Below are 19,768 nucleotides of genomic sequence, written 5' to 3'. Positions count from 1 at the left end.
TTTGATGCGCTGTCGGTCTTTTTTTAAGGAGTACCTCTTAAGATATGGCTATGTTTTATACAAGGGACATGGCAAGTCTGCACTCAAAGAATAAAGCATATAAGTCCCGAGCACCCCTCATTTATCATTCGCTCTATAGTCTCTCTCAGCCTGTTGCGGGCGTCAGAGGGCAGCTTGCTCATTTTGGCGTGCAGCCCCTCGTTTACAAGCTCGTGGAGAGATTTTCCGAAGATGTTTGAACTCCATATTTTATCCGGAGAGTCTTCAAAGTCGTTGAGCATATAAAGCACAAGCTCCTCCGATTGTTTCTCGCTGCCCACTATCGGCGCAACCTCTGTATTGATAGAGGTCTTTAACAAATGTACTGCCGGGGCGGAGGCTTTGAGACGTATGCCGTACTTTGTCCCCTGTTTAAGAATTTCCGGTTCGGCAAGGGTCATTTCGTCCATAGTCGGCATAACTATTCCATAGCCTGTTGCTTCCATTTCATCAAGAGCATCGGAAAACTTCTCAAAACGCTTTCTTACCTTTACAAGCTCAAATATACTGTCCATAAGCTGGTTTTCATCAGACACCTCAAGCCCTGTGACCTCGCCGATTATCTTAAAGAACAAACTTGGCTCAAGGTCTGCTTTTACATTTGCGCTGCCATTTCCAAGGTCGATCTCGGTGACTTTGGAGGCGGTTATATATTCACACCCCTCCAGCTCATCGGAAAGTGAGTTTACATCACGAAGATTTTTTACCCCGAAGGCAGCTGTTTTAATGTGTCCAAAGACGGAATCCTTCAGCCAGTGTCCTTTCTTGAGGGAGTTTATCCAGCTTGGCATGGAGATGTTTATCTCTCTGACCGGGAAGGAATACAATATCTGGGTGAGTATCTTTCTTATATCATCCTCATCAAGGTCAATACAGCTTACCGGCATCACCGGTGCTTCATAGCGCTGTGAAAGCTCATCACAAAGCTCCTTTACGCTCTTACTGTCCGGATCTGTACTGTTCATAAGCACAACAAATGGTTTGTTAATACCTTTAAGCTCGTTTATTACCCTTTGTTCGCACTCCTCATATTCATCACGGGGCAGGTCGGTAATGCTTCCGTCGGTAGTGACCACAAGCCCTATGGTGGAATGCTGGGTTATTACCTTTTCCGTTCCCACCTCTGCTGCCATGTTAAATGGAACAGGATCGTCAAACCAGGGAGTATCCACCATTCTCGGAGCATCGTTCTCGATATAACCTATTGCGCTGGGGATTATGTAGCCTACACAGTCTATCATGCGAACATTAAAGCTTGCCCCGCCCTCAATATTCACACGCACTGCCTCTTCGGGAATAAACTTAGGCTCGGTGGTCATTATGGTCTTGCCTGCTGATGACTGAGGCAGTTCATCTATCGCACGTTCCTTGCGGAAATCACTTTCGATATTTGGGATAACGAACTGTTCCATAAATCTGTTGATGAATGTGGATTTACCCGTTCTCACCGGACCAACCACACCTATGTATATATCTCCGCCTGTTCTTGCGGCGATATCGGAATAAATATCATGTGCCATATATCCAACCCTCCTATTTTATCAGTGGGATAAGCAGCATCGTGCCGGTACCCGAACTGTTTTCATCAAGCTCATTTTCCTCGATTATGGCTGATACCGAGGTAGAATATCTCTTTGCGATATCCCAGATATCCTCTCCGTCACCGCAGCAGCAAAGCTTAACACAGCAGCTGTCATCACACTGTTTTGGCTTTTCGGTGTCCACCTTTATATCCGATACTATCTGCCCTGTGCTGCCTGATGAGACTTTTGTTCTCAGGACCATGCCTGCTGTGACCTGCACGGTATTGCCGTCTGACATATGATATTCGCAGCCCTTTATGCTTATCTTTGCATCAAGCGCAAGGTCTTTTGCACCTGCAAACTGTTCGGGCAGCTCAAGAGGCTGTTCAAAAGGCGATTCCGTTTCAAGAAATACCGGCATTCCGCTTTTGCTTCTGGCAAGGACGCTGAATCTCACATTGCCGCTTACGGTGCGGCTGCCGGTTTGCTCATCGGTACTGATGCTCACATTTTCGCCTGCTGCCCAGCTGTCATATACACGCAGTATCTCGTCGTCGGGATAGTCTATCTTTGCGCTTATATTGCTCTCCTGTTCAAGCTTAACGGGGGTTGCCTCAAAGCTTCCGGATACTGTGGTAAGCTCTGTCTCGTATTTTGTGGAATAGGCATCCGTAACCACTTCCGCAGTTTCATATTTCACCGCCTCGCAGTTTACAAGCATAACTATCTCGCACTCCATCGGTGCGGTCTTATCGGCAGATGTAAGTATCTCGCAGCCTGCAGGGGTTATCTCAACGTCTGCCTCAAAACTCTCGTCTATCCCTTCTATGTCGATGATCTGGCTGAAGGGAACGGTAAAGCGCATACTCTCAAGGGTGTTTTCTCCGGAAAGATCAACGCAGGAATAAAGCATATAGATATTTGCATCGCCCTTTGTTACAAGCTTTCCTGCGATCATCTTCTGCTCTCCGGGTTTTATGTAGCACTCTGTCCTTATGACCTGGGACACAGGGGGCTTGTCGGCGGCAAGCTGCACCTCTTCTATCATGGTCACACGCTTGTTTGCGGTAAGCCTCTTTGAGGGGTATGTCATAAGCTGTTTTCTGAGCTGGATATTGCCGCCCGAAGCATCGCTGACAAGGGACTGGTTTTTGTTGCAGCAAACCGTTATCCTTGATGTGACCGCTCCTCTGATATCAAGTCTTCTGGGGCTTATAACACGGCAGTTCACATAGTCGCACACCGGTTGTATGCTTATGCCGGGGTCAAGGCAGTTGTCTGTCATATCCACTGATTTTGTGTAGTTCATTTTCTGAACGATACAGTTTATGTCGCTGTTGCCCTCGGAACAGTACAGCACTCGTGCAGTAACGCAGATCTCAAAGCTGAGTTTTCCGCCGTTTATAGTCTGTGACACCACAGCAGGTTCTACTATGCATTTGAGTATCCTGAAAATGTCCGCACAGTAATCAGGCAGCACAAAATCCTTCTCCACACCCTGCTCCACGGTAGTGTCAACGACCAACTCCCCTTCGCAGAAGCTTTCACGGCTGATGTTAAACTCTGTTTTATCCATATCTTCTCAAGCCTCCTATGTTTTATGTTGAGTTTGCATTCGCTAAAACAGTATATTCCCCTATTGGCTTTATTATGCAAAAAAAGACCGGCGATATAATATCACCGGTTGTGTAATCATCAGTTATTCATTATTTTTCGCAGTCTTTTCCAGTCGGGACAGCTTTTTTCCACCATTGCCCAGAAATCATTACTGTGGTCCATATGCTCCAGGTGGCAAAGCTCATGTATACAAACGTACAAAATGCACTCTCTTGGAAACTGCACTACTTTACTGTTTATAGCAATATTTCCCTTTGAGGTACACGAACCCCACCGGGAGGACATTGTCTTTATGGTAAGTTTTCTTGGTGCTTTGCCCACAAGGCGGCAAGCCTGCTCAAAACATTCTTTTATCGCTGCTGACGCAAGATTGGATATAAAACGGTCTATCTGAAGCATTCGATAAGCTTTGTCGCTCAGCTCCGTTACCGCCACGTTCAGCTTTTTATCCGAAAGATACGGGGGAAAGTACCTGCCGCTGTAAACGAAGCTTATCTCATATACCTCACCCAGAAGCCTTATTCTCTCACCCTGCTCATAGGTCTTTGGCAGACCGATATAGCTTTGCCGCTTCCTTTCCTGGTGGATTATCCAGTCTGAATTTGAAAGGATAAAATCGTTTATATCCCTGTTGGTACAGCCATAAGGTGCACGCACCACAAGTCCTGATTCGTCAAACACCATTGTAAGACGTTTTCTTCTTCCCACATCCAGCAGGAAGCTTTGCTGATGCCCGTCTTTGAGGCATATTGTATACCTTTGCCTGTTCATCAGCCCAGACAGCTGGTAAGGATATAACCTGTGAGCTGACCTGTCACATTAAGGAATGTGACCTTGCTCCAGCCGTTCTCCAGCGTTTCAAGTACGTCCACCTGTATGCCCACGGACATAGGGACGATATTCTTAGCTTCATCATCAGGTTCTTCTTTAAGATAGGTTATCCTCAATGTTTTCATTTTAACAACAGCCGTTGTAGTGGTGGTCTCGGTGGTAGTGGTCTTGGCAACAGTGGTGGTAACAGAGGCTGCGGCTGTGGTAGTTGTCGCTTCTGCACCGCTCTGTGGATCTGAAGGTTGGGTCTGTGAGCCAATGGTAGCTGTATCGATGCCCTCCGGAAGCTCCTTGGAATTACTTACGAAAAGAGCCTTTGAAACCAGCACCACGAGGCACATTACAAATATTCCCATTACGACTATTGCAGCTGCCCCGGTAGGGCTAATCCTTGCCACGACAGGGGTTTTTCTTTTGCGTCTGTTATTGCTCATTTATTTACAACTCCCGAAAAAGAGACTTATTTTTACTATATGATTATACTATATCTTTACGGCTTTTGTCAATACAGACAGTGGCAGTAAAAAAGGCGATGCCCCTTTGGGGGGACATCACCGCTTAGCTGTTACTATTTATTTCTGAGGTGTACCGCAGACTTTACAGAATTTTGCAGATGCAGCAAGCTCTGCGTTACAGTTTGGGCAGATCTTCTTGTCGGAGACTGCACCATCTGTCTTTTCCACGGTTTTATTTTCCCGTTCAGGGGGACTTTCTTTTTCAGGCTTTTCGGTTGGAGCAGCAGTTCTCATGTCACTGTCATGCTCAGGCGCAGTCTTTTTCACGTTTTCCGCAGACACAGGCGGAGCATACGGATTATTCTGCAAAGGGATAAATCCACCGTTATTCACAGCAAATTGCTGGCTGCCTGGCATGGGAGTCTGTCCCATCTGCTGGGGCACACCATGCTGCTGAGCAGGTGCAGGTGTCTTTTTTCTTGGCGGAATGTATGTAACTTCCGTGGGCTTTTTTTCGGCGAGGTTCTTGCAGCTAAGGATAAAGCCGCACAAAACAAGCATCAGCGCTACAAAGAGCGGGATAACAAAAACAAGCAGAATGCTTATGCCTTTAAACTTCATGTTATCTGCGCCGTTCATATAGCTTTTGAATACTCCGTCATTGAAATAATCTATCAGACCAATGGTTGGATATATGGAAGACACCAGCGGTATAAGCACAAGCAGTGCGCTGAAACCCTGCCCTATATTTTTCCTCGTCTTTGAGCTGAAAGCCGCAATTATCAGAGCCAGCGAAAGTATGCACAATATCAATGCGTGCTGGAAGGCATTGAAATAAGCCCTGTATCCATTTACAAGAAGAAAATTGATGTCATTTTCAAACGTAGAGTTATAGATCAGCTTTCCTACCGGTTCCAGAACAAGTGTCACAACGCAAAGCACAAAGCATACGATGCTCAGAAGGCGGATAAAACCGCTGGCACTTGTCAGTTTTTTATAAACCTTTTTCTGTTCTGCCATTTTCAACATCCCCTATATGTAAAAAATCAGAGGTGAGAATTTCTCACCTCTAACATTTTACCTTTTTTATATACCATTGTCAATAGCGTTAAAGCAAAAACAAACTCTCAAACGGTCGAATAAAGGAGATACAACACGCACTTTCCGTTCATTGTTCCTCGCTTTCCTCATCATCCTGGTATTCTTCATCTTCATCTTCGTAATCGTCGTCTTCATACTCGTCGTCATCGCACTCGTCGTCATCCACATGAGGCTCTTGTTCCGACTCATCATTATCTTGTGAAGCTTCCGATTCTCCGCCGTCAGTTTCCTCCTGTTCTACAGCCAGTGCATCGACCTTGTTCCTCACAGAGCCTGCAAGCTTTCTGAAAGGCTTTGCCATGTCATACTTCTTGACCTCGCAAAGGAAGACAAGCACAAGGCATATTACTCCAAAGCCTGTAACAATAAGAGAAACGATATAATACTTTGGAAGGAATCTGAATGTGACCTTGTTTTCACCCTTTTCAAGTGGCACAGCGATAAGGCTTTCAAGGGCTATCTCCTGTTTTACCTCTTTTCCGTTTACAGTCACGGTCCATCCGTTTTCATAAGGAATAGTGGTAAACAGATACTGTCCGTCGGAATCCGCAGTCACAGTTCCCTCAAGGTAGGTGTCCTCAAACTTGGTAACGTTCATACTGCGCTGCTGGACCTTCTTGCAGTCCTGAGCAAAGGTGTCATAGTCAAAGCTGCAGAAAATATAATCCTTCCAGAACGTTTCGTCGTATTTATTGTCGATAGTCATTCTTACTCTCAGGGTCTGACCTTTACTGAAATCACCGAGCTTGAGTATAGAATATTCATCTGACTCAAAGAACTGTCCTGCCTGACTCATGGGCTGCTCAGCCATAGCATAGTCACGTTCGTCCTGCACCCAGACATTACATTTACGCTCATAGGACGTTGGGAAATACATATACACACCTGAATCGCTGTCTACTTTCACAAGGAAATCAATGTGAGAATCGGTAATATTCTTGTCGTTTACAGAATACTTTGTATGTCCGTCAACAAGCGTTTCCCGGATAACATTGTTGGTTTCATCCTCTAAGACCTCAAGCCTCCTGAAGTAGCTTTTGTCCTCCCCCGTAAGGGCACTCATCACAGAATTCTGGTTTGCAAATGGGTCGATGTCAAGAAGCTGGATATTAAAAATATCCTTGCTTACCGCAACGCCCAGACCAAGTGCATTGGGATTTTTGTAGAACTTATAGGTAGACTTGCCTTGCTGAGACTGGGTGGTGAGCTTATATTCCTGGGGAACAACTATCCTGTCATCCACATAGCTCAGATCACCGGTCTTTTCCATAATATATCTTATATCAAACAGTGCATCGGTGATATATGTGGCACCGTCATATTTGGTATAGTGTCCGCCATAGGCAAAACCGAACTTCTGAAGCATTTTAAGGGCAGGAGCGTTCATTGTGGAGCTGGAATGTGACAGACCAATATAACCCGTTCCGATAGGATCGTTGACAGTTCTGTGGAAATTGGCTTCCATTCGGTAGAAGGGATCGGTATCAAACTTCTTTATTGTATCCACCGCACCCCTCACCTCGGAGATATACGGCTCATACGATGAATACTTGCTGTAAGCCACGTCCTTGTCTATCTTGCGGAAGGTATCAAGGTTGTTTGCGTAAAGCTCAAGGCATATTACCGCTGCAAATACCATAGCGATAGTCTTATTCTTAGGGTATTTGTGAATCAGATAAAGAAGTGCGAAAACAATGCTCAGGCAGATCATGCCCATCCATACTCCCTGGATTACCACAGAAGTCTTGCCATCTTTGATCACGGACTCAAAGATCTGGAAATGCTTATAATTCTCTCTTTCGCACCAGAAAAGGAATATCATCAGTCCGGCATATATGCCGCCCACATTTTTCATGGTTATGCCGTCAAGGTTTTCAAACGCCCTGAAGGACATATAAATGAGCAAGAAAGAGAAAATAAAGGAATATCTGAACGGGAGCCACTGAGGCATCTGGAACCCGTGCATTGCCATGTCGATAGGCTTGATATACATAAATATCACGAGCAATGCGGCAAGCACGCCGTTGGTAGTCTTTTCCTTAATGGATATCTTTGAATTAAGGAAAAACAGCGGCACCAGCAGCAGCGCAGCAGTTGAACAGTAAATCACCGGCAAGCCTTCCGGATAGACCGTGTCATAGGACATGGGGAAAAGCTTTGTGGTAAAGGTAAGAAAATCGAACTGGGTAGCCAGAGAATAATCCGGTGTCGTAAAACCGAACTTGCCCAGCTTCAGAGAGTTGTAGACCGGTATGAGCACGAACGCCGCACACATCAGGGAAATAAGCGTTCCCACTCCAAAGTAAACGCATTTTCTGAAAAACTTTTTTGGAAGCGTCCTGTCCTCCAGTGAAAGGCAGGCGTAGCAAAAATACATAAAAGTGAATATCCCCACCATATAGCCGATATAGAAATGGGAAATGAACATAAGTGACAGTGGGATTATATACGGCAGTATCTTGCCCTCACGCACCAGTCGCTGTACTCCCCAGCATATAAGGGGAAGATAAATAAGCGCATCCAGCCACATAGGGTTCATAAGCTGGACCACCATATAGGACATCAGCGCATAGATAGTCGGAAAGACTATAAGCGAGACTTTTTTAGGCTTCTTGGGAGATATCTTTTTTAAGAAAAACCTGAAAGTCACCGCTGCGGTGCCCACCTTTGCAAGCTGCATTATAAGTATGGACGTTGGCATCATTGAACGGGGCAGCAGATAGATTATTAACATGAACGGGCTTGCAAGGTAATATGCAAAGATACCGAACATTTCGCCGCTCAGGTTCCTGGACCAGTCGTAAATGAAGCTTCCGTCACCCCAGAAGGCATCACGGTAAGCCTCGTAGTAATAGACATACTGTCCGTTTAGGTCAAGCACCAGCACAGAATTGTCCCCGAAAGGGTAGACCTTGAAAAAAGCGTAGGCTGTGAACAATATTGCTGCGGGCAGGAAAAAGGCAAGAAAATACCAGCGTTTGTCATAAAGCCATGAACTGGTCTTATCCCAAAAACCCTTTTTCGGAACGGCAGCTTTTTTTATCCTTTCTTCCATATGTCTCCTCCGCTGTATGGGTCTTGTTTGCGTACAAGGTCCTTTATGATATACCTGGGTCTTTGTTTAATCTCCTCATATATCTTTGATATGTAAAATCCTATTATTCCCAGGCTGAACATGATTATGCTGGAAGTGAAAAGCTGAAGGATGATGACGGTTGAGAAACCTGCCGACGCATCACCGAAGAATTTGTTATAAAGGGTGTTTACGCCCATGATAACAGAAATAAGGAAGGTGATTATACCGCAGACGGTAACTATCTGCAGCGGTGCAGAGGTAAACGAGGTGATATTGTTCAGCGCAAACTTTATAAGCTTGCCCACCGTCCACTTGCTCTCTCCTACCTCTCTGTCACGTACATCAAAGTATATCTTCTCTGTCTTGTAGCCTACCCAGCTGGACATAGCTCTGAAGAATGTGAGCCTTTCTGGCATGGCATTAAGTGAATCCACCACAGACCTGTCCATAAGCTTGAAGTCGCTGGCAGCCCGCATATCCAGTCCGCTTGATGAGTTTATCATCTTGTAGAACATAAGCGAAAATGCCTTGTAGATAAAGTTTTCCTTGCCTCTTGACTTTTTGCGTCCCTCTACTACATCAACATCATTGTTCTTCCAGATGTTGTACATCTGGATAATAACCTCCGGCGGGAACTGCAAGTCACAGTCAAGCAGTACGCAGGCATCGCCCTTTGCCACCTCAAGTCCTGCAAAGATAGCACTTTCCTTTCCGAAATTCCTGGAAAAGTTTACACCCACAATATGCTCACGGGTGGTGGCAAGCTCGTTTATAAGCTCCCAGGTTTTATCCTTTGAACCGTCGTTTACAAATATCAGTTCGTAATCTATATCGTTCTCCTCAAGCAGCTTTGAAACCACGTCCGCAGCCTTGACAACGTTACCTTCTTCGTTATAGCTTGGTATAATAACAGAAAGCAATCCGGGTCCTCTCCTTTCAAAAGTCCGTAAAAACAGACACAAAGTGTCTACATACCTTTTTATTATATAATAAATGCCCCTTATTGTCAATATAATCACACAATTTCTTATGCCTCATCAGCCAGTACAGCAGGAAAAAAAGCATAATTATGGGGATATGCTCTTGACAATGAAAAATGTTTGTGATATAATTTTTGCATATGTGAATGACTTTGACGAAGACAGTATGCCCTTGCGGAAAGTTGAAGCGAGCCGCTGAAAGTGTGAGTGCGGTACAAGTACAACGGGCAGAATATCACTTCCGAGTTGCAAGGCTGAAAATCTCCAGTAAGCCAAGCCGTATCCTTCTCGTTACGAAGGGGTCGTACTATCATGTATGATGAAAACAGGTGGTTGCGTAAGCTTTGCTTTCGTCCTTTTTTCGGGGCGGAGGCTTTTTTTATTGAAATTCTTGAAAGGAAAGATAGGTCATGTACAAAAAGGTTTCCACAGACCTGAACTTTGTTCAGAGAGAAAAACAGATCGAAAAATTCTGGGAAGACAACAAGATCTTTGAAAAGAGCGTTGATTCCCGTGCAAAGGGCGATTCATACGTCTTTTATGACGGTCCTCCGACGGCTAACGGAAAGCCGCATATCGGACACGTTCTCACTCGTGCTATCAAGGATATGATCCCAAGATACCACACGATGAAGGGCAAAATGGTTCCCAGAAAAGCCGGCTGGGACACCCACGGTCTGCCTGTTGAGCTGGAGGTTGAGAAGACTCTTGGCATTGATGGGAAGGACCAGATCGAGGAATACGGTCTTGAGCCTTTTATCAAGATGTGTAAGGAGTCTGTCTGGAAGTACAAGGGTATGTGGGAGGAGTTCTCCTCTGCCGTAGGCTTCTGGGCTGATATGGAAAACCCGTATGTAACTTATCATAATGACTTTATCGAGTCCGAGTGGTGGGCACTTAAACAGATCTACGACAAGGGCTTGCTCTATAAGGGCTTCAAGATCGTTCCCTACTGTCCAAGATGCGGCACTCCACTTTCTTCCCACGAGGTAGCACAGGGCTATAAGACCGTTAAGGAGCGCTCTGCTATCGTCCGCTTCAAGCTCAGGGGCATGGACGAATACTTCCTTGCGTGGACTACCACACCATGGACCCTGCCCTCTAACGTTGCACTTTGCGTAAACCCCACAGACACATACTGCAAGGTAAAAGCCGTTGACGGATACACATATATCATGGCTCAGGCTTTGCTTGACACCGTGCTTGGCAGTCTGGCTAAGGACGGCGAGGCAGCTTACGAAGTGCTTGAAAGCTTCGTGGGCAAGGACCTTGAAAATACAGAATATGAGCCGCTGTTTGCCTGTGCAGGTGAAAGTGCCGAAAAGCAGGGCAAAAAGGGACATTTCGTTACCTGCGACGACTATGTATCCATGTCAGACGGTACGGGTATAGTTCATATCGCTCCCGCATTCGGTGAGGACGACGCAAGAATAGGCAGAAACTATGACCTCCCCTTTGTTCAGTTTGTTGACGCAAAGGGCAACATGACAGCTGAAACTCCTTATTCAGGACTTTTTGTAAAAGATGCTGACCCGCAGGTGCTCAAGGACCTTGACGCACAGGGCAAGCTGTTTGCTGCTCCGAAGTTTGAGCATGAGTATCCCCACTGCTGGAGATGCAACTCCCCTCTTATCTACTATGCAAGAGACTCCTGGTTCATCAAGATGACCGATGTAAGGGACAGACTTATCGCAAACAATAACACCATCAACTGGATACCTGAGAATATTGGTTCGGGGCGTTTCGGCGACTGGCTGAAAAACGTTCAGGACTGGGGTATTTCCAGAAACAGATACTGGGGCACACCGCTTAACATCTGGGAATGTGAGTGCGGTCACAGACATTCTGTCGGCTCTATCGAGGAGCTTAAAGAAATGTCGGACAACTGTCCCGAGGATATCGAGCTCCACAGACCGTACATCGACGCTGTGACCATCACGTGTCCAAAGTGCGGCAAGCAGATGAAGAGAGTGCCGGAGGTTATCGACTGCTGGTTTGACTCTGGCTCAATGCCGTTTGCACAGCACCACTACCCATTCGAGAACAAGGAGCTGTTTGAAAGCCAGTTCCCTGCTGACTTTATCTCAGAGGCGGTCGACCAGACAAGAGGCTGGTTCTACTCACTGCTGGCTATCTCAACACTTATATTTGACAAAGCTCCTTATAAGAACGTTATCGTGCTGGGTCTTGTTCAGGACGAAAACGGACAGAAGATGTCCAAATCAAAGGGCAACGCAGTTGACCCTATGGAAGCTTTGCAGACCTACGGTGCAGACGCTATCAGATGGTATTTCTACACCAACTCCGCTCCATGGCTTCCTAACAAGTTCCACGGCAAGGTTGTTACCGAGGGACAAAGAAAGTTCATGGGCACGCTGTGGAACACCTATGCTTTCTATATCCTGTATGCAGACATTGATAACTTTGACCCGTCACAGCATAAGATAGAGTATGACAAGCTCTCTGTAATGGACAAATGGGTGCTCTCAAAGATGAACACCATGATAAAGCTTGCCGACGAGAACCTGGCAAATTACAGGATCCCCGAGGCTGCAAAGGCAATGCAGGAGTTTGTTGACGATCTGTCCAACTGGTATGTAAGACGAGGCAGAGAAAGATACTGGGCACAGGGCATGAGCCAGGATAAGATAAACGCTTATATGACCCTTTATACCGCTATTGTAACTCTTTGCAAGGTGGCTGCACCTATGGTGCCGTTCATCACAGAAGAGATATATCAGAACATGGTGAGAAGCGTTGACAAGACCGCTCCCGAAAGCATACACCTTTGCCTGTATCCTGAGGCAGACGAAACAATGATAGACAAGAAGCTTGAAAGCGACATGGACGAGGTGCTTGACATCGTTGTTCTGGGACGAAGCGCAAGAAACGGCTCAAACCTGAAGAACAGACAGCCTCTGAGCGTTATGTATGTTTCTGCAGACCATGTTCTTGACAGCTACTATACGGATATTATCAGAGATGAGCTTAACGTAAAGGACGTTCAGTTTGCCGACGATGTTTCCGATTTTGTTGACTATAAGTTCAAGCCGCAGCTGAAAACTCTTGGACCTAAGTTTGGCAAGAACCTGGGCGAGATAAGAAACAATCTTACCGGGCTTGACGGACACAAGGCTATGGCTGAGCTTGACAGCACTGGTTTCCTTAAAATGACTATCTCCATAGGAGAGATAACACTAGCAAAAGAAGACCTGCTTATCGAGTCACAGCAGAAGGAAGGCTTCTTTACCCTTACCGAGGGCGGTGTGACAGTTGCTCTGGACACGACGCTTACCGAGGAGCTTATCGAGGAAGGCTTTGTAAGAGAGATCACCAGCAAGATACAGACAATGCGTAAGGATTCGGGCTTTGAGGTCATGGACCACATCAATGTTTCGATCAGCGGAAACGACAAACTTGCTGAGCTTGTGAAGAAAAATGCCGATCAGATCAGCCACGACGTTCTTGCTGAGCAGATCAATTACAATGAGAATGCTCAGAACTCAAAAGAGTGGGATATCAACGGAGAAAAGGTCACTATAGGCGTGACAAAGCTTTGATAAAACAGCAAAAGCCGCTTGAAGCAAATGCTTTCGGCGGCTTTTTTGTTTGCCTTTGCGTAAAAACGAACAAAAAAACTCCCACTTCATAACGTGGGAGCCAAAAAATAAAAAAATTATAGGGGAGAAATGGCAGCTTTCGCTGCACAATATATGAAGGCCTGGGGTAAAAGCCAACATACCAAATCAAGTAATGAGATACATTTATCTCATGTGTATATGTTACAACAGCCATATTATTCACGTATTAAAAGATATGGGATATTATATGAAATTTGTTGAATTTTATGTAAAAACATGATATACTAAATTTGTAGAAAACCTTTTCGTAAATATAAAAATTAACAATTTCAGATGGAGGCTTACTATGCCGCGCTTTTTTGTACCAATCACCAATATAGATAAAGGAACTGTAATAATAACCCCTCCGGATGCGGTGCATATTGGCAGGAGCCTGCGAATGAGGCTGGGGGACGATATAACTGTCTGCTGCCAGGCTGTGGAATATACCTGTAAAATACTTACCATATCCGACGAGCGGGTGGTTTGCCGCATTATATCAAAAGAAAGATGCGAAAGCGAACCAAACGTTCAGCTTACCCTTTTCCAGGCTGTACCAAAGGGTGATAAGCTGGATATGATCGTTCAGAAGGCTGTGGAGCTTGGCGCAAGCAGGATCTGCCCTGTGCTCACCACAAGATGCGTATCCAGACCGGATAAAAAGAGCTTTGCCAAAAAGCTGGAAAGGCTAAACAGGATCGCTCTTGAAGCGGCAAAACAATCCGGCAGGGGGATTATCCCCCGGGTCTGCCAGCTTATGGATATTCAGCAGGCAGCTGATGAACTGGGAAAGTGCGAATTCCCTATTATATGCTACGAGGGCGGCGGTATAAATCTTTCACAGGTGGGACTGACGGAAAATTCCACCATCGGAGTGTTTATCGGCAGCGAGGGAGGCTTTGACCCCAAGGAGGTAGAGCTTTGCAGGGAAAAAGGCGCAGCGGTCGTCGGACTTGGCAAACGGATATTGCGCTGCGAAACCGCCCCGATCACTGCCCTTAGCATTGTGATGAACCTTACAGGAAATATCTGAAAACAGCATATAAGACAATAAAGTTAAAAAAAACTTATACAATTTGCAAGAAATGAACAAAAAGTGCTTGATTTTCTTTTGACTATATGTTATAATGACATTAATCTAATTTGGGTTAGAAATTTTATTTAAGGAGTTGTTTTATTATGTCAACAATTTTTAAGATTCTTGCTTTAGTTGGTGCAGTTGCAGTTGCAGTTGCTGCTTTCCTGGCTTTTAAGAAGCACAAGGAGCTTGAGGACTACGATTATGAGGATCTTGATGACGATTTTGATGATTGCTGCGATTGCGACGATTGCGCAGCTGACGCAGTTGCTGAGGCTGAGGAAAAGGTTGAGGAAGCTGTAGAAGAGGCTGACAAGGACTAATAATCAGAGATCAGACACAAAGCCTGCACGGTCACCGTGCAGGCTTTTTTATTGCCTTATAACCGGATAAAGAAAAAAAAGAGACCTGCACAGCGCAAGTCTCTTAAGTATCTACAATATAAAAAATCAGCGAGCGTCCTCAGCAAAACCGCTGTCAACAAGATCAACCAGACCCTTTACTGCATCTTCCTCGTCAGCGCCGTCAGCAATGATCCTGATAGTTGTGCCGCCAACAATACCCAGGGAAAGAATACCGAGAAGACTCTTAGCATTTACTCTTCTCTCTTCCTTTTCGATCCAGATAGAAGACTTGAACTCGTTAGCCTTCTGGATAAAGAAAGTTGCAGGGCGAGCATGAAGACCTACCTGATTCTGAACAACAACGTCTTTAACGAACATAATAATCTCTCCATTTCATTATTATCTTTTGATAAAAACACTATATTTAAGTGCGAAGATCCCTTCCACTCTCATATATAGTATTATACTCTTGTTTAAACTTTTCGTCAACGCAAAAATTAGACAAACAGTATATTTTTGCGACATTTTTGTAGTAATCCACTAAATCAAGTCAACAATCTATAATTATTCTGTGCAGTTTGTACACTTTTTGAGTAAACAAAAGCCAAATTGTCCAAAAGTTCTTAACAAGTTTGTCAACTCTCAACAAAGCAACAAGAATTCAAAGCATTATTCCCTGTCATATTTGTGTAAAATTGCTAAATCTTCAGCCGTTAGTTCAAGCTTTTCAAGAAGCTCGGGACGCTTATTTGCGGTTGCTATCAAAGCCTGTTCATGACGCCATTTCTGTATATTGGCATGATGTCCGGAAAGCAGCACCTGGGGTACCTGTTTATCGTGCCAGACCTCGGGTCTTGTGTACTGGGGATACTCCAAAAGCCCGTTATAATGGCTCTCGTCCTCATAACAATCCGCCTTTGACAGCGTTCCGTCAAGCATTCTCACCACGCTGTCCACAAGAACAAGTGCGGGAAGCTCTCCCCCGGTAAGCACATAGTCCCCGATGGATATCTCCTCGTCCACGATCTCCTCGATAACACGCTCATCAACCCCCTCGTAATGTCCGCAGAGGATAAAGATGTCATCGAGCTGTGAAAGCTCTTTTGCCCTTTGCTGGGTAAGGTTTTTTCCCTGTGGGGACATATATATTACGTGGGGCTTTCTGCCCTCGGTCACAGACTTGTAGCAGTTATAAACAGGCTCGCACTGCATAAGCATTCCCTGCCGCTCGCTGTACGGCGTATCATCCACCCTGCGGTGCTTATCAAGCGTATAATCACGGATATTGTGGCATTTCACGCTGAATATACCTTTTTCTCTTGCTCTGCCCACCACGCTCTGAGACAGGTAATTCTCAAGCATTTCGGGAAAAAGCGTTGCTATGTCAATATTCATACTATTCCCTTATCTCCTCTGCGCCCTCAAAAAGCCCTTCAAGCGGCGTTATAAGCATTAACTTATTTTCAATATCCGTCTGCTTTACAACATCTTTTATGGCAGGGATATAATACATCTTTCCGTCCTGAGCTTTGATATGATAAACGTCGTTTGCTCCTGTCTGGGAAACATCGGTTATTATACCGTATTCCCTGCCTGTATCCGCATCTTTCACACTCAGTCCGATAAGGTCCTGTATAAAATACGCCCCTTCTTCAAGCTCAATATCGTCACGATCAAGATAAAGCACCCTGTTGCGCAGCTTATTGGCATCATTTGCTGTGTCAATGCCCTTTATCTTCATAACCACTATATTCTTTGATACTCTCGCACGTTCTATCTCGACAGGCGTGCCGCTTTTATAATAAAGCCTGTCCAGCTCGCAAAGCAGCTGCGGATCGTCGCACCAGGGCTGAACCTTGACCTCGCCTTTTATGCCGAACACGGAAACTATTTTTCCTGTTTCAATAAGCTTATCCATTATTCCCACTTCCCTTTTTTGGTTATCCCTGTTTTTTCTATTGTAACACATATGCAGTTATATTTCAAGCAGGGAGTTAACGAAAAGTTTAAAAATTACAAAATGGTTACACAAAGCACGGCACTGTGCCCTGTTCAGCTGTCAAAACTCCCTTAGCCTACTGATTTAACAGAATATTCACACATAAACAGAGCAAATATGTTACAATTTGTAATAAATTCGGTCACTTGCAGGCTGTTTGTCAAAAATGACAAACTTTTTTGCACATTTTTACTATATAGCACTTGCAAATTGATTTCTTTTTTGTTATAATAGTGTTATACTACAAAATTGTGCTGTTTTGAATTACGGACATTCAGCAATTTAACAATGCGTTTAATTTTAATGCAAGTAGAGGAGAAATAACTATGTCAAACAGATTATTTCAGAGCGTTGTTCATCAGATGCGTGATACCATCGACTGTGTGATCGGTGTTATCGACGAAAATGCCACCATAATCGCTTGCTCGGAGCTGGCACAGATAGGAACCACCAATGAGTTCGTTTCTCTGGACCTTGGTGAGTCTCACGACGTATTTGTTCGTGACGGCTATACCTACAAGCCCTTCGGCTCACACATGAAGCCTGATTATGCGGTTTTCGTTGAAGGTACCGATGAGGTGGCTGCAAAGTATGCCAGCATTCTTGCCATCACTCTTTCAAGCATCAAGCAGTATTATGATGAGAAGTACGACAGAAACAATTTTATCAAAAATGTTGTTCTGGACAATGTGCTCCCCGGAGATGTTCACGTAAAGGCTCGTGAGCTTCATTTCAGCAGTGATATCTCACGTGTTGTTCTGCTTATAAGGATCGTTTCTTCAAACGATGTTCCTGCATATGACGTTATACAGAATCTGTTTCCGGATAAGAACAAGGACTTTGTTTTCAACATCACCGAATCAGATGTTGTTCTGGTCAAGGAAGTTTCAAACGGTGTTGAATCAAAGGATCTTGAGAAGCTTGCACGTTCTATCTCCGACACCCTTTCAAGCGAGTTCTACACTCGTGTGAACGTTGGTATCGGAACCGTTATACAGGGTGTGCGTGACCTTGCAAGGAGCTTTAAGGAAGCTCAGATCGCTCTTGAAGTGGGAAAGGTGTTCGACACGGACAAAAATATCGTTTCCTACGACAATCTGGGTATCGCAAGACTCATTTATCACCTGCCCACAACTTTGTGTGAAACATTCCTTCGTGAGGTATTCAAGAAAGGCTCTATCGAGTCTCTGGATCACGAAACTTTGTTTACAATACAGAAGTTCTTTGAAAACAACCTTAACGTTTCGGAGACTTCAAGAAAGCTGTTCGTACACAGAAATACTCTGGTATACAGGCTTGAAAAAATCAAAAAGCTTACGGGACTTGACCTCAGAGAGTTTGACCACGCTATCATCTTCAAGATCGCACTTATGGTCAAAAAGTATCTTGCCGCTAATCCGGTCAAGTTCTGATCTGACAGCAAGATCCCCGGCATAAATCTAAGGCGGTGTAAATTTTGGTAGAGTTTAAGGATGTGTCCGTTACATACTCAAGTGGCGTTGACGCATTGAACAGGGTCAACCTGAAGATCAACGACGGCGATTTCGCTTTTGTTGTAGGACCTTCGGGTGCCGGAAAATCCACTCTTATCAAGCTGATATTAAAAGAGATAGACGCTACAAGCGGGTCAGTTTTGGTAAACGGATTTAATCTAAAAAAATTAAGAAGAAAGAAAGTACCTAAATTAAGACGTACTATCGGAGTAGTTTTTCAGGACTTCAGACTTATCCCGACAATGACTGTTTACGAGAACATTGCATTTGTGCTTCGTGTTATCGACGCACCTGCAAAGTATATCAGAAGCAGGGTGCCATATGTTATAAGTCTTGTGGGGCTTTCAAAAAAAGCTAAAAGCTACCCCACCGAGCTTTCGGGCGGTGAACAGCAGCGTGTTGCCCTTGCAAGAGCGCTGGTAAACGACCCGCAGCTTATTATAGCGGACGAGCCTACCGGAAACATAGATCCGGAACTGTCTTATGAGATCGTCGAGCTTCTTAAAGGTATCAATGAATGCGGTACCACCATTCTTATGGTAACTCATGAGCATGATCTTGTGCGTTACTTCGGAGGGCGCATCATAAATATCAACAAGGGAAGCATACAGTTTGACGAGGTAATAGGAGGTTCCAATGAAGATAAATAGTTTCAATTACCTGATCCGTCAGGGCTTTAAAGGGATCTGGAGAAATAAAATGATGACCTTTGCATCGTTTTGCATCCTCCTCGTTTCACTGATAATGGTTGGCTTTACGATCCTTATTTCCATTAACCTTGATAAGGCAATAGGAAATATAGAAGAAAAAAGCGAAGTCATGGTCGTTATCAAGGACGACGTTTCAAAATCAAAAATGTCCGAAATTGAGGGAAAGATCAAAGATATCCCCAATGTCACCGAGGTTACTCTGTACAGCAGAGATGAAGCCTGGAAGGACATGATGGAAAAGATGACCGACGCACAGAAGGATTACTTCAAGTATGCCGAGGACAATCCGCTCCCGGACGTTTTCCGATTCAATATCAAGGACATTAAAAAAATGCGTGAGACCACCACACAGATAGAACTTCTGGACGGCGTGGAATCCGTACAGTCCCCTACCGAGTTCGCCGATGTGCTTATCAACTTCAGAAGGATCTTCTATATCGTTGCGATCGCTATCGTAGTTGCGCTGGTACTTGTTTCACTTATAATCATTTCCAACACAACTCGTGCAAGCGTTTTTGCAAGGCGTAAGGAGATCAATATCATGAAATATGTTGGCGCCACCAACAGTTTCATCAGAATACCTTTCTTTATCGAAGGTATGGTCGTAGGTCTGCTTGCCGCAGGATGCGCACTTGTTATCACAAAGTTCGCCTATGAAGGCGTTTACAAGATACTAAACGATGATTACCACCTCTTTGGTATTTTCGGTCTGAACAATATCTATTCATTCAAGACTATGTTCTGGCCCGTTACATTGTCTTATCTGGTGGCTGGTGCGTTTATCGGAGCTATCGGTACATCAATCAGTGCCGGAAAGCACCTTAAAGTTTAAAATCAGGCGGCAGTTTGGGCATTTGCCTGACCTGCCGCAAATTGTGTAAAAAATGTATTATATGGTATAT

At 44.7% G+C, this 19,768-nt stretch carries 16 protein-coding genes; 6 read left to right on the top strand and 10 right to left on the bottom strand.

Annotated features, from left to right (window positions below):
* Positions 1 to 83: 83 nt before the first annotated feature.
* From spoIVA to T494_RS11780, 7 genes are all read right to left on the bottom strand, one after another.
* Entirely contained in the window at positions 84 to 1,559 is a 1,476-nt protein-coding gene (gene spoIVA, locus T494_RS0100465) for a stage IV sporulation protein A (RefSeq protein WP_028504606.1), read from the bottom strand.
* A 13-nt stretch (positions 1,560 to 1,572) separates the two neighbouring features.
* On the bottom strand, positions 1,573 to 3,138 hold the full coding sequence (locus T494_RS0100460; RefSeq protein WP_028504605.1) for an SPOCS domain-containing protein: 1,566 nt from the start codon (positions 3,136 to 3,138) through the stop codon (positions 1,573 to 1,575).
* Positions 3,139 to 3,257: 119 nt separating this feature from the next.
* Positions 3,258 to 3,950 (bottom strand): SprT family zinc-dependent metalloprotease, encoded by a 693-nt coding sequence (locus T494_RS0100455; protein ID WP_028504604.1) that lies wholly within the window; start codon positions 3,948 to 3,950, stop codon positions 3,258 to 3,260.
* The gene (locus T494_RS0100450) at positions 3,950 to 4,444 is read right to left on the bottom strand and encodes an SH3 domain-containing protein (RefSeq protein ID WP_028504603.1); all 495 of its coding nucleotides are present in this window, start codon (positions 4,442 to 4,444) and stop codon (positions 3,950 to 3,952) included. The genes T494_RS0100455 and T494_RS0100450 overlap by 1 nt, the downstream gene beginning before the upstream one ends.
* Before the next feature lie 138 nt (positions 4,445 to 4,582).
* Positions 4,583 to 5,485 carry a zinc-ribbon domain-containing protein gene (locus T494_RS0100445; protein ID WP_028504602.1) on the bottom strand — a complete coding sequence of 301 codons (903 nt, stop codon included), beginning with the start codon at positions 5,483 to 5,485 and terminating at the stop codon, positions 4,583 to 4,585.
* A 148-nt stretch (positions 5,486 to 5,633) separates the two neighbouring features.
* Positions 5,634 to 8,621 (bottom strand): YfhO family protein, encoded by a 2,988-nt coding sequence (locus T494_RS11785; RefSeq protein WP_051539801.1) that lies wholly within the window; start codon positions 8,619 to 8,621, stop codon positions 5,634 to 5,636.
* On the bottom strand, positions 8,606 to 9,562 hold the full coding sequence (locus T494_RS11780; protein WP_037343502.1) for a glycosyltransferase: 957 nt from the start codon (positions 9,560 to 9,562) through the stop codon (positions 8,606 to 8,608). Before T494_RS11780 ends, T494_RS11785 begins: the two co-directional genes overlap by 16 nt.
* 470 nt (positions 9,563 to 10,032) lie before the next feature.
* Between T494_RS11780 and ileS the strand changes: the two genes are divergently transcribed.
* The 3 genes from ileS to T494_RS11775 all read left to right on the top strand — a co-directional run bounded on the left by ileS (position 10,033) and on the right by T494_RS11775 (position 14,643).
* Positions 10,033 to 13,182, top strand: coding sequence for an isoleucine--tRNA ligase (gene ileS, locus T494_RS0100430; protein ID WP_028504601.1), 3,150 nt, complete (start codon positions 10,033 to 10,035; stop codon positions 13,180 to 13,182).
* A gap of 367 nt (positions 13,183 to 13,549) precedes the next feature.
* Complete coding sequence (locus tag T494_RS0100420) at positions 13,550 to 14,275, top strand: RsmE family RNA methyltransferase (protein ID WP_028504600.1); 726 nt, start codon at positions 13,550 to 13,552, stop codon at positions 14,273 to 14,275.
* Positions 14,276 to 14,421: 146 nt separating this feature from the next.
* Positions 14,422 to 14,643 (top strand): hypothetical protein, encoded by a 222-nt coding sequence (locus T494_RS11775; protein ID WP_051539799.1) that lies wholly within the window; start codon positions 14,422 to 14,424, stop codon positions 14,641 to 14,643.
* 126 nt (positions 14,644 to 14,769) lie between these two features.
* Here T494_RS11775 and T494_RS0100410 read toward each other — a convergent pair whose 3' ends face one another.
* From T494_RS0100410 to rimM, 3 genes are all read right to left on the bottom strand, one after another.
* Positions 14,770 to 15,042 (bottom strand): HPr family phosphocarrier protein, encoded by a 273-nt coding sequence (locus T494_RS0100410; protein ID WP_028504599.1) that lies wholly within the window; start codon positions 15,040 to 15,042, stop codon positions 14,770 to 14,772.
* Between the two features lie 291 nt (positions 15,043 to 15,333).
* Complete coding sequence (trmD, locus tag T494_RS0100405) at positions 15,334 to 16,059, bottom strand: tRNA (guanosine(37)-N1)-methyltransferase TrmD (protein WP_028504598.1); 726 nt, start codon at positions 16,057 to 16,059, stop codon at positions 15,334 to 15,336.
* A gap of 1 nt (position 16,060) precedes the next feature.
* Entirely contained in the window at positions 16,061 to 16,582 is a 522-nt protein-coding gene (gene rimM, locus T494_RS0100400; protein ID WP_028504597.1) for a ribosome maturation factor RimM, read from the bottom strand.
* Positions 16,583 to 16,989: 407 nt separating this feature from the next.
* Here rimM and T494_RS0100395 point away from each other — a divergent pair, with 407 nt between their 5' ends.
* The 3 genes from T494_RS0100395 to ftsX are packed head-to-tail and all read left to right on the top strand — an operon-like array spanning position 16,990 to position 19,698.
* Positions 16,990 to 18,075: a helix-turn-helix domain-containing protein gene (locus tag T494_RS0100395; RefSeq protein ID WP_028504596.1), complete on the top strand. Its 1,086-nt coding sequence runs from the start codon at positions 16,990 to 16,992 to the stop codon at positions 18,073 to 18,075.
* Positions 18,076 to 18,119: 44 nt separating this feature from the next.
* Positions 18,120 to 18,806, top strand: coding sequence for a cell division ATP-binding protein FtsE (ftsE, locus tag T494_RS0100390; protein ID WP_028504595.1), 687 nt, complete (start codon positions 18,120 to 18,122; stop codon positions 18,804 to 18,806).
* Positions 18,793 to 19,698 carry a permease-like cell division protein FtsX gene (gene ftsX, locus T494_RS0100385; protein ID WP_028504594.1) on the top strand — a complete coding sequence of 302 codons (906 nt, stop codon included), beginning with the start codon at positions 18,793 to 18,795 and terminating at the stop codon, positions 19,696 to 19,698. The genes ftsE and ftsX overlap by 14 nt, the downstream gene beginning before the upstream one ends.
* The last annotated feature ends 70 nt before the right edge of the window (positions 19,699 to 19,768 follow it).

The organism is Ruminococcus sp. FC2018, assembly GCF_000621805.1.
Classification (GTDB): domain Bacteria; phylum Bacillota; class Clostridia; order Oscillospirales; family Ruminococcaceae; genus Hominimerdicola.
The sequence above is the reverse complement of the archived record's forward strand: the minus strand, read 5'-3'. Positions and strand labels throughout refer to the sequence as shown.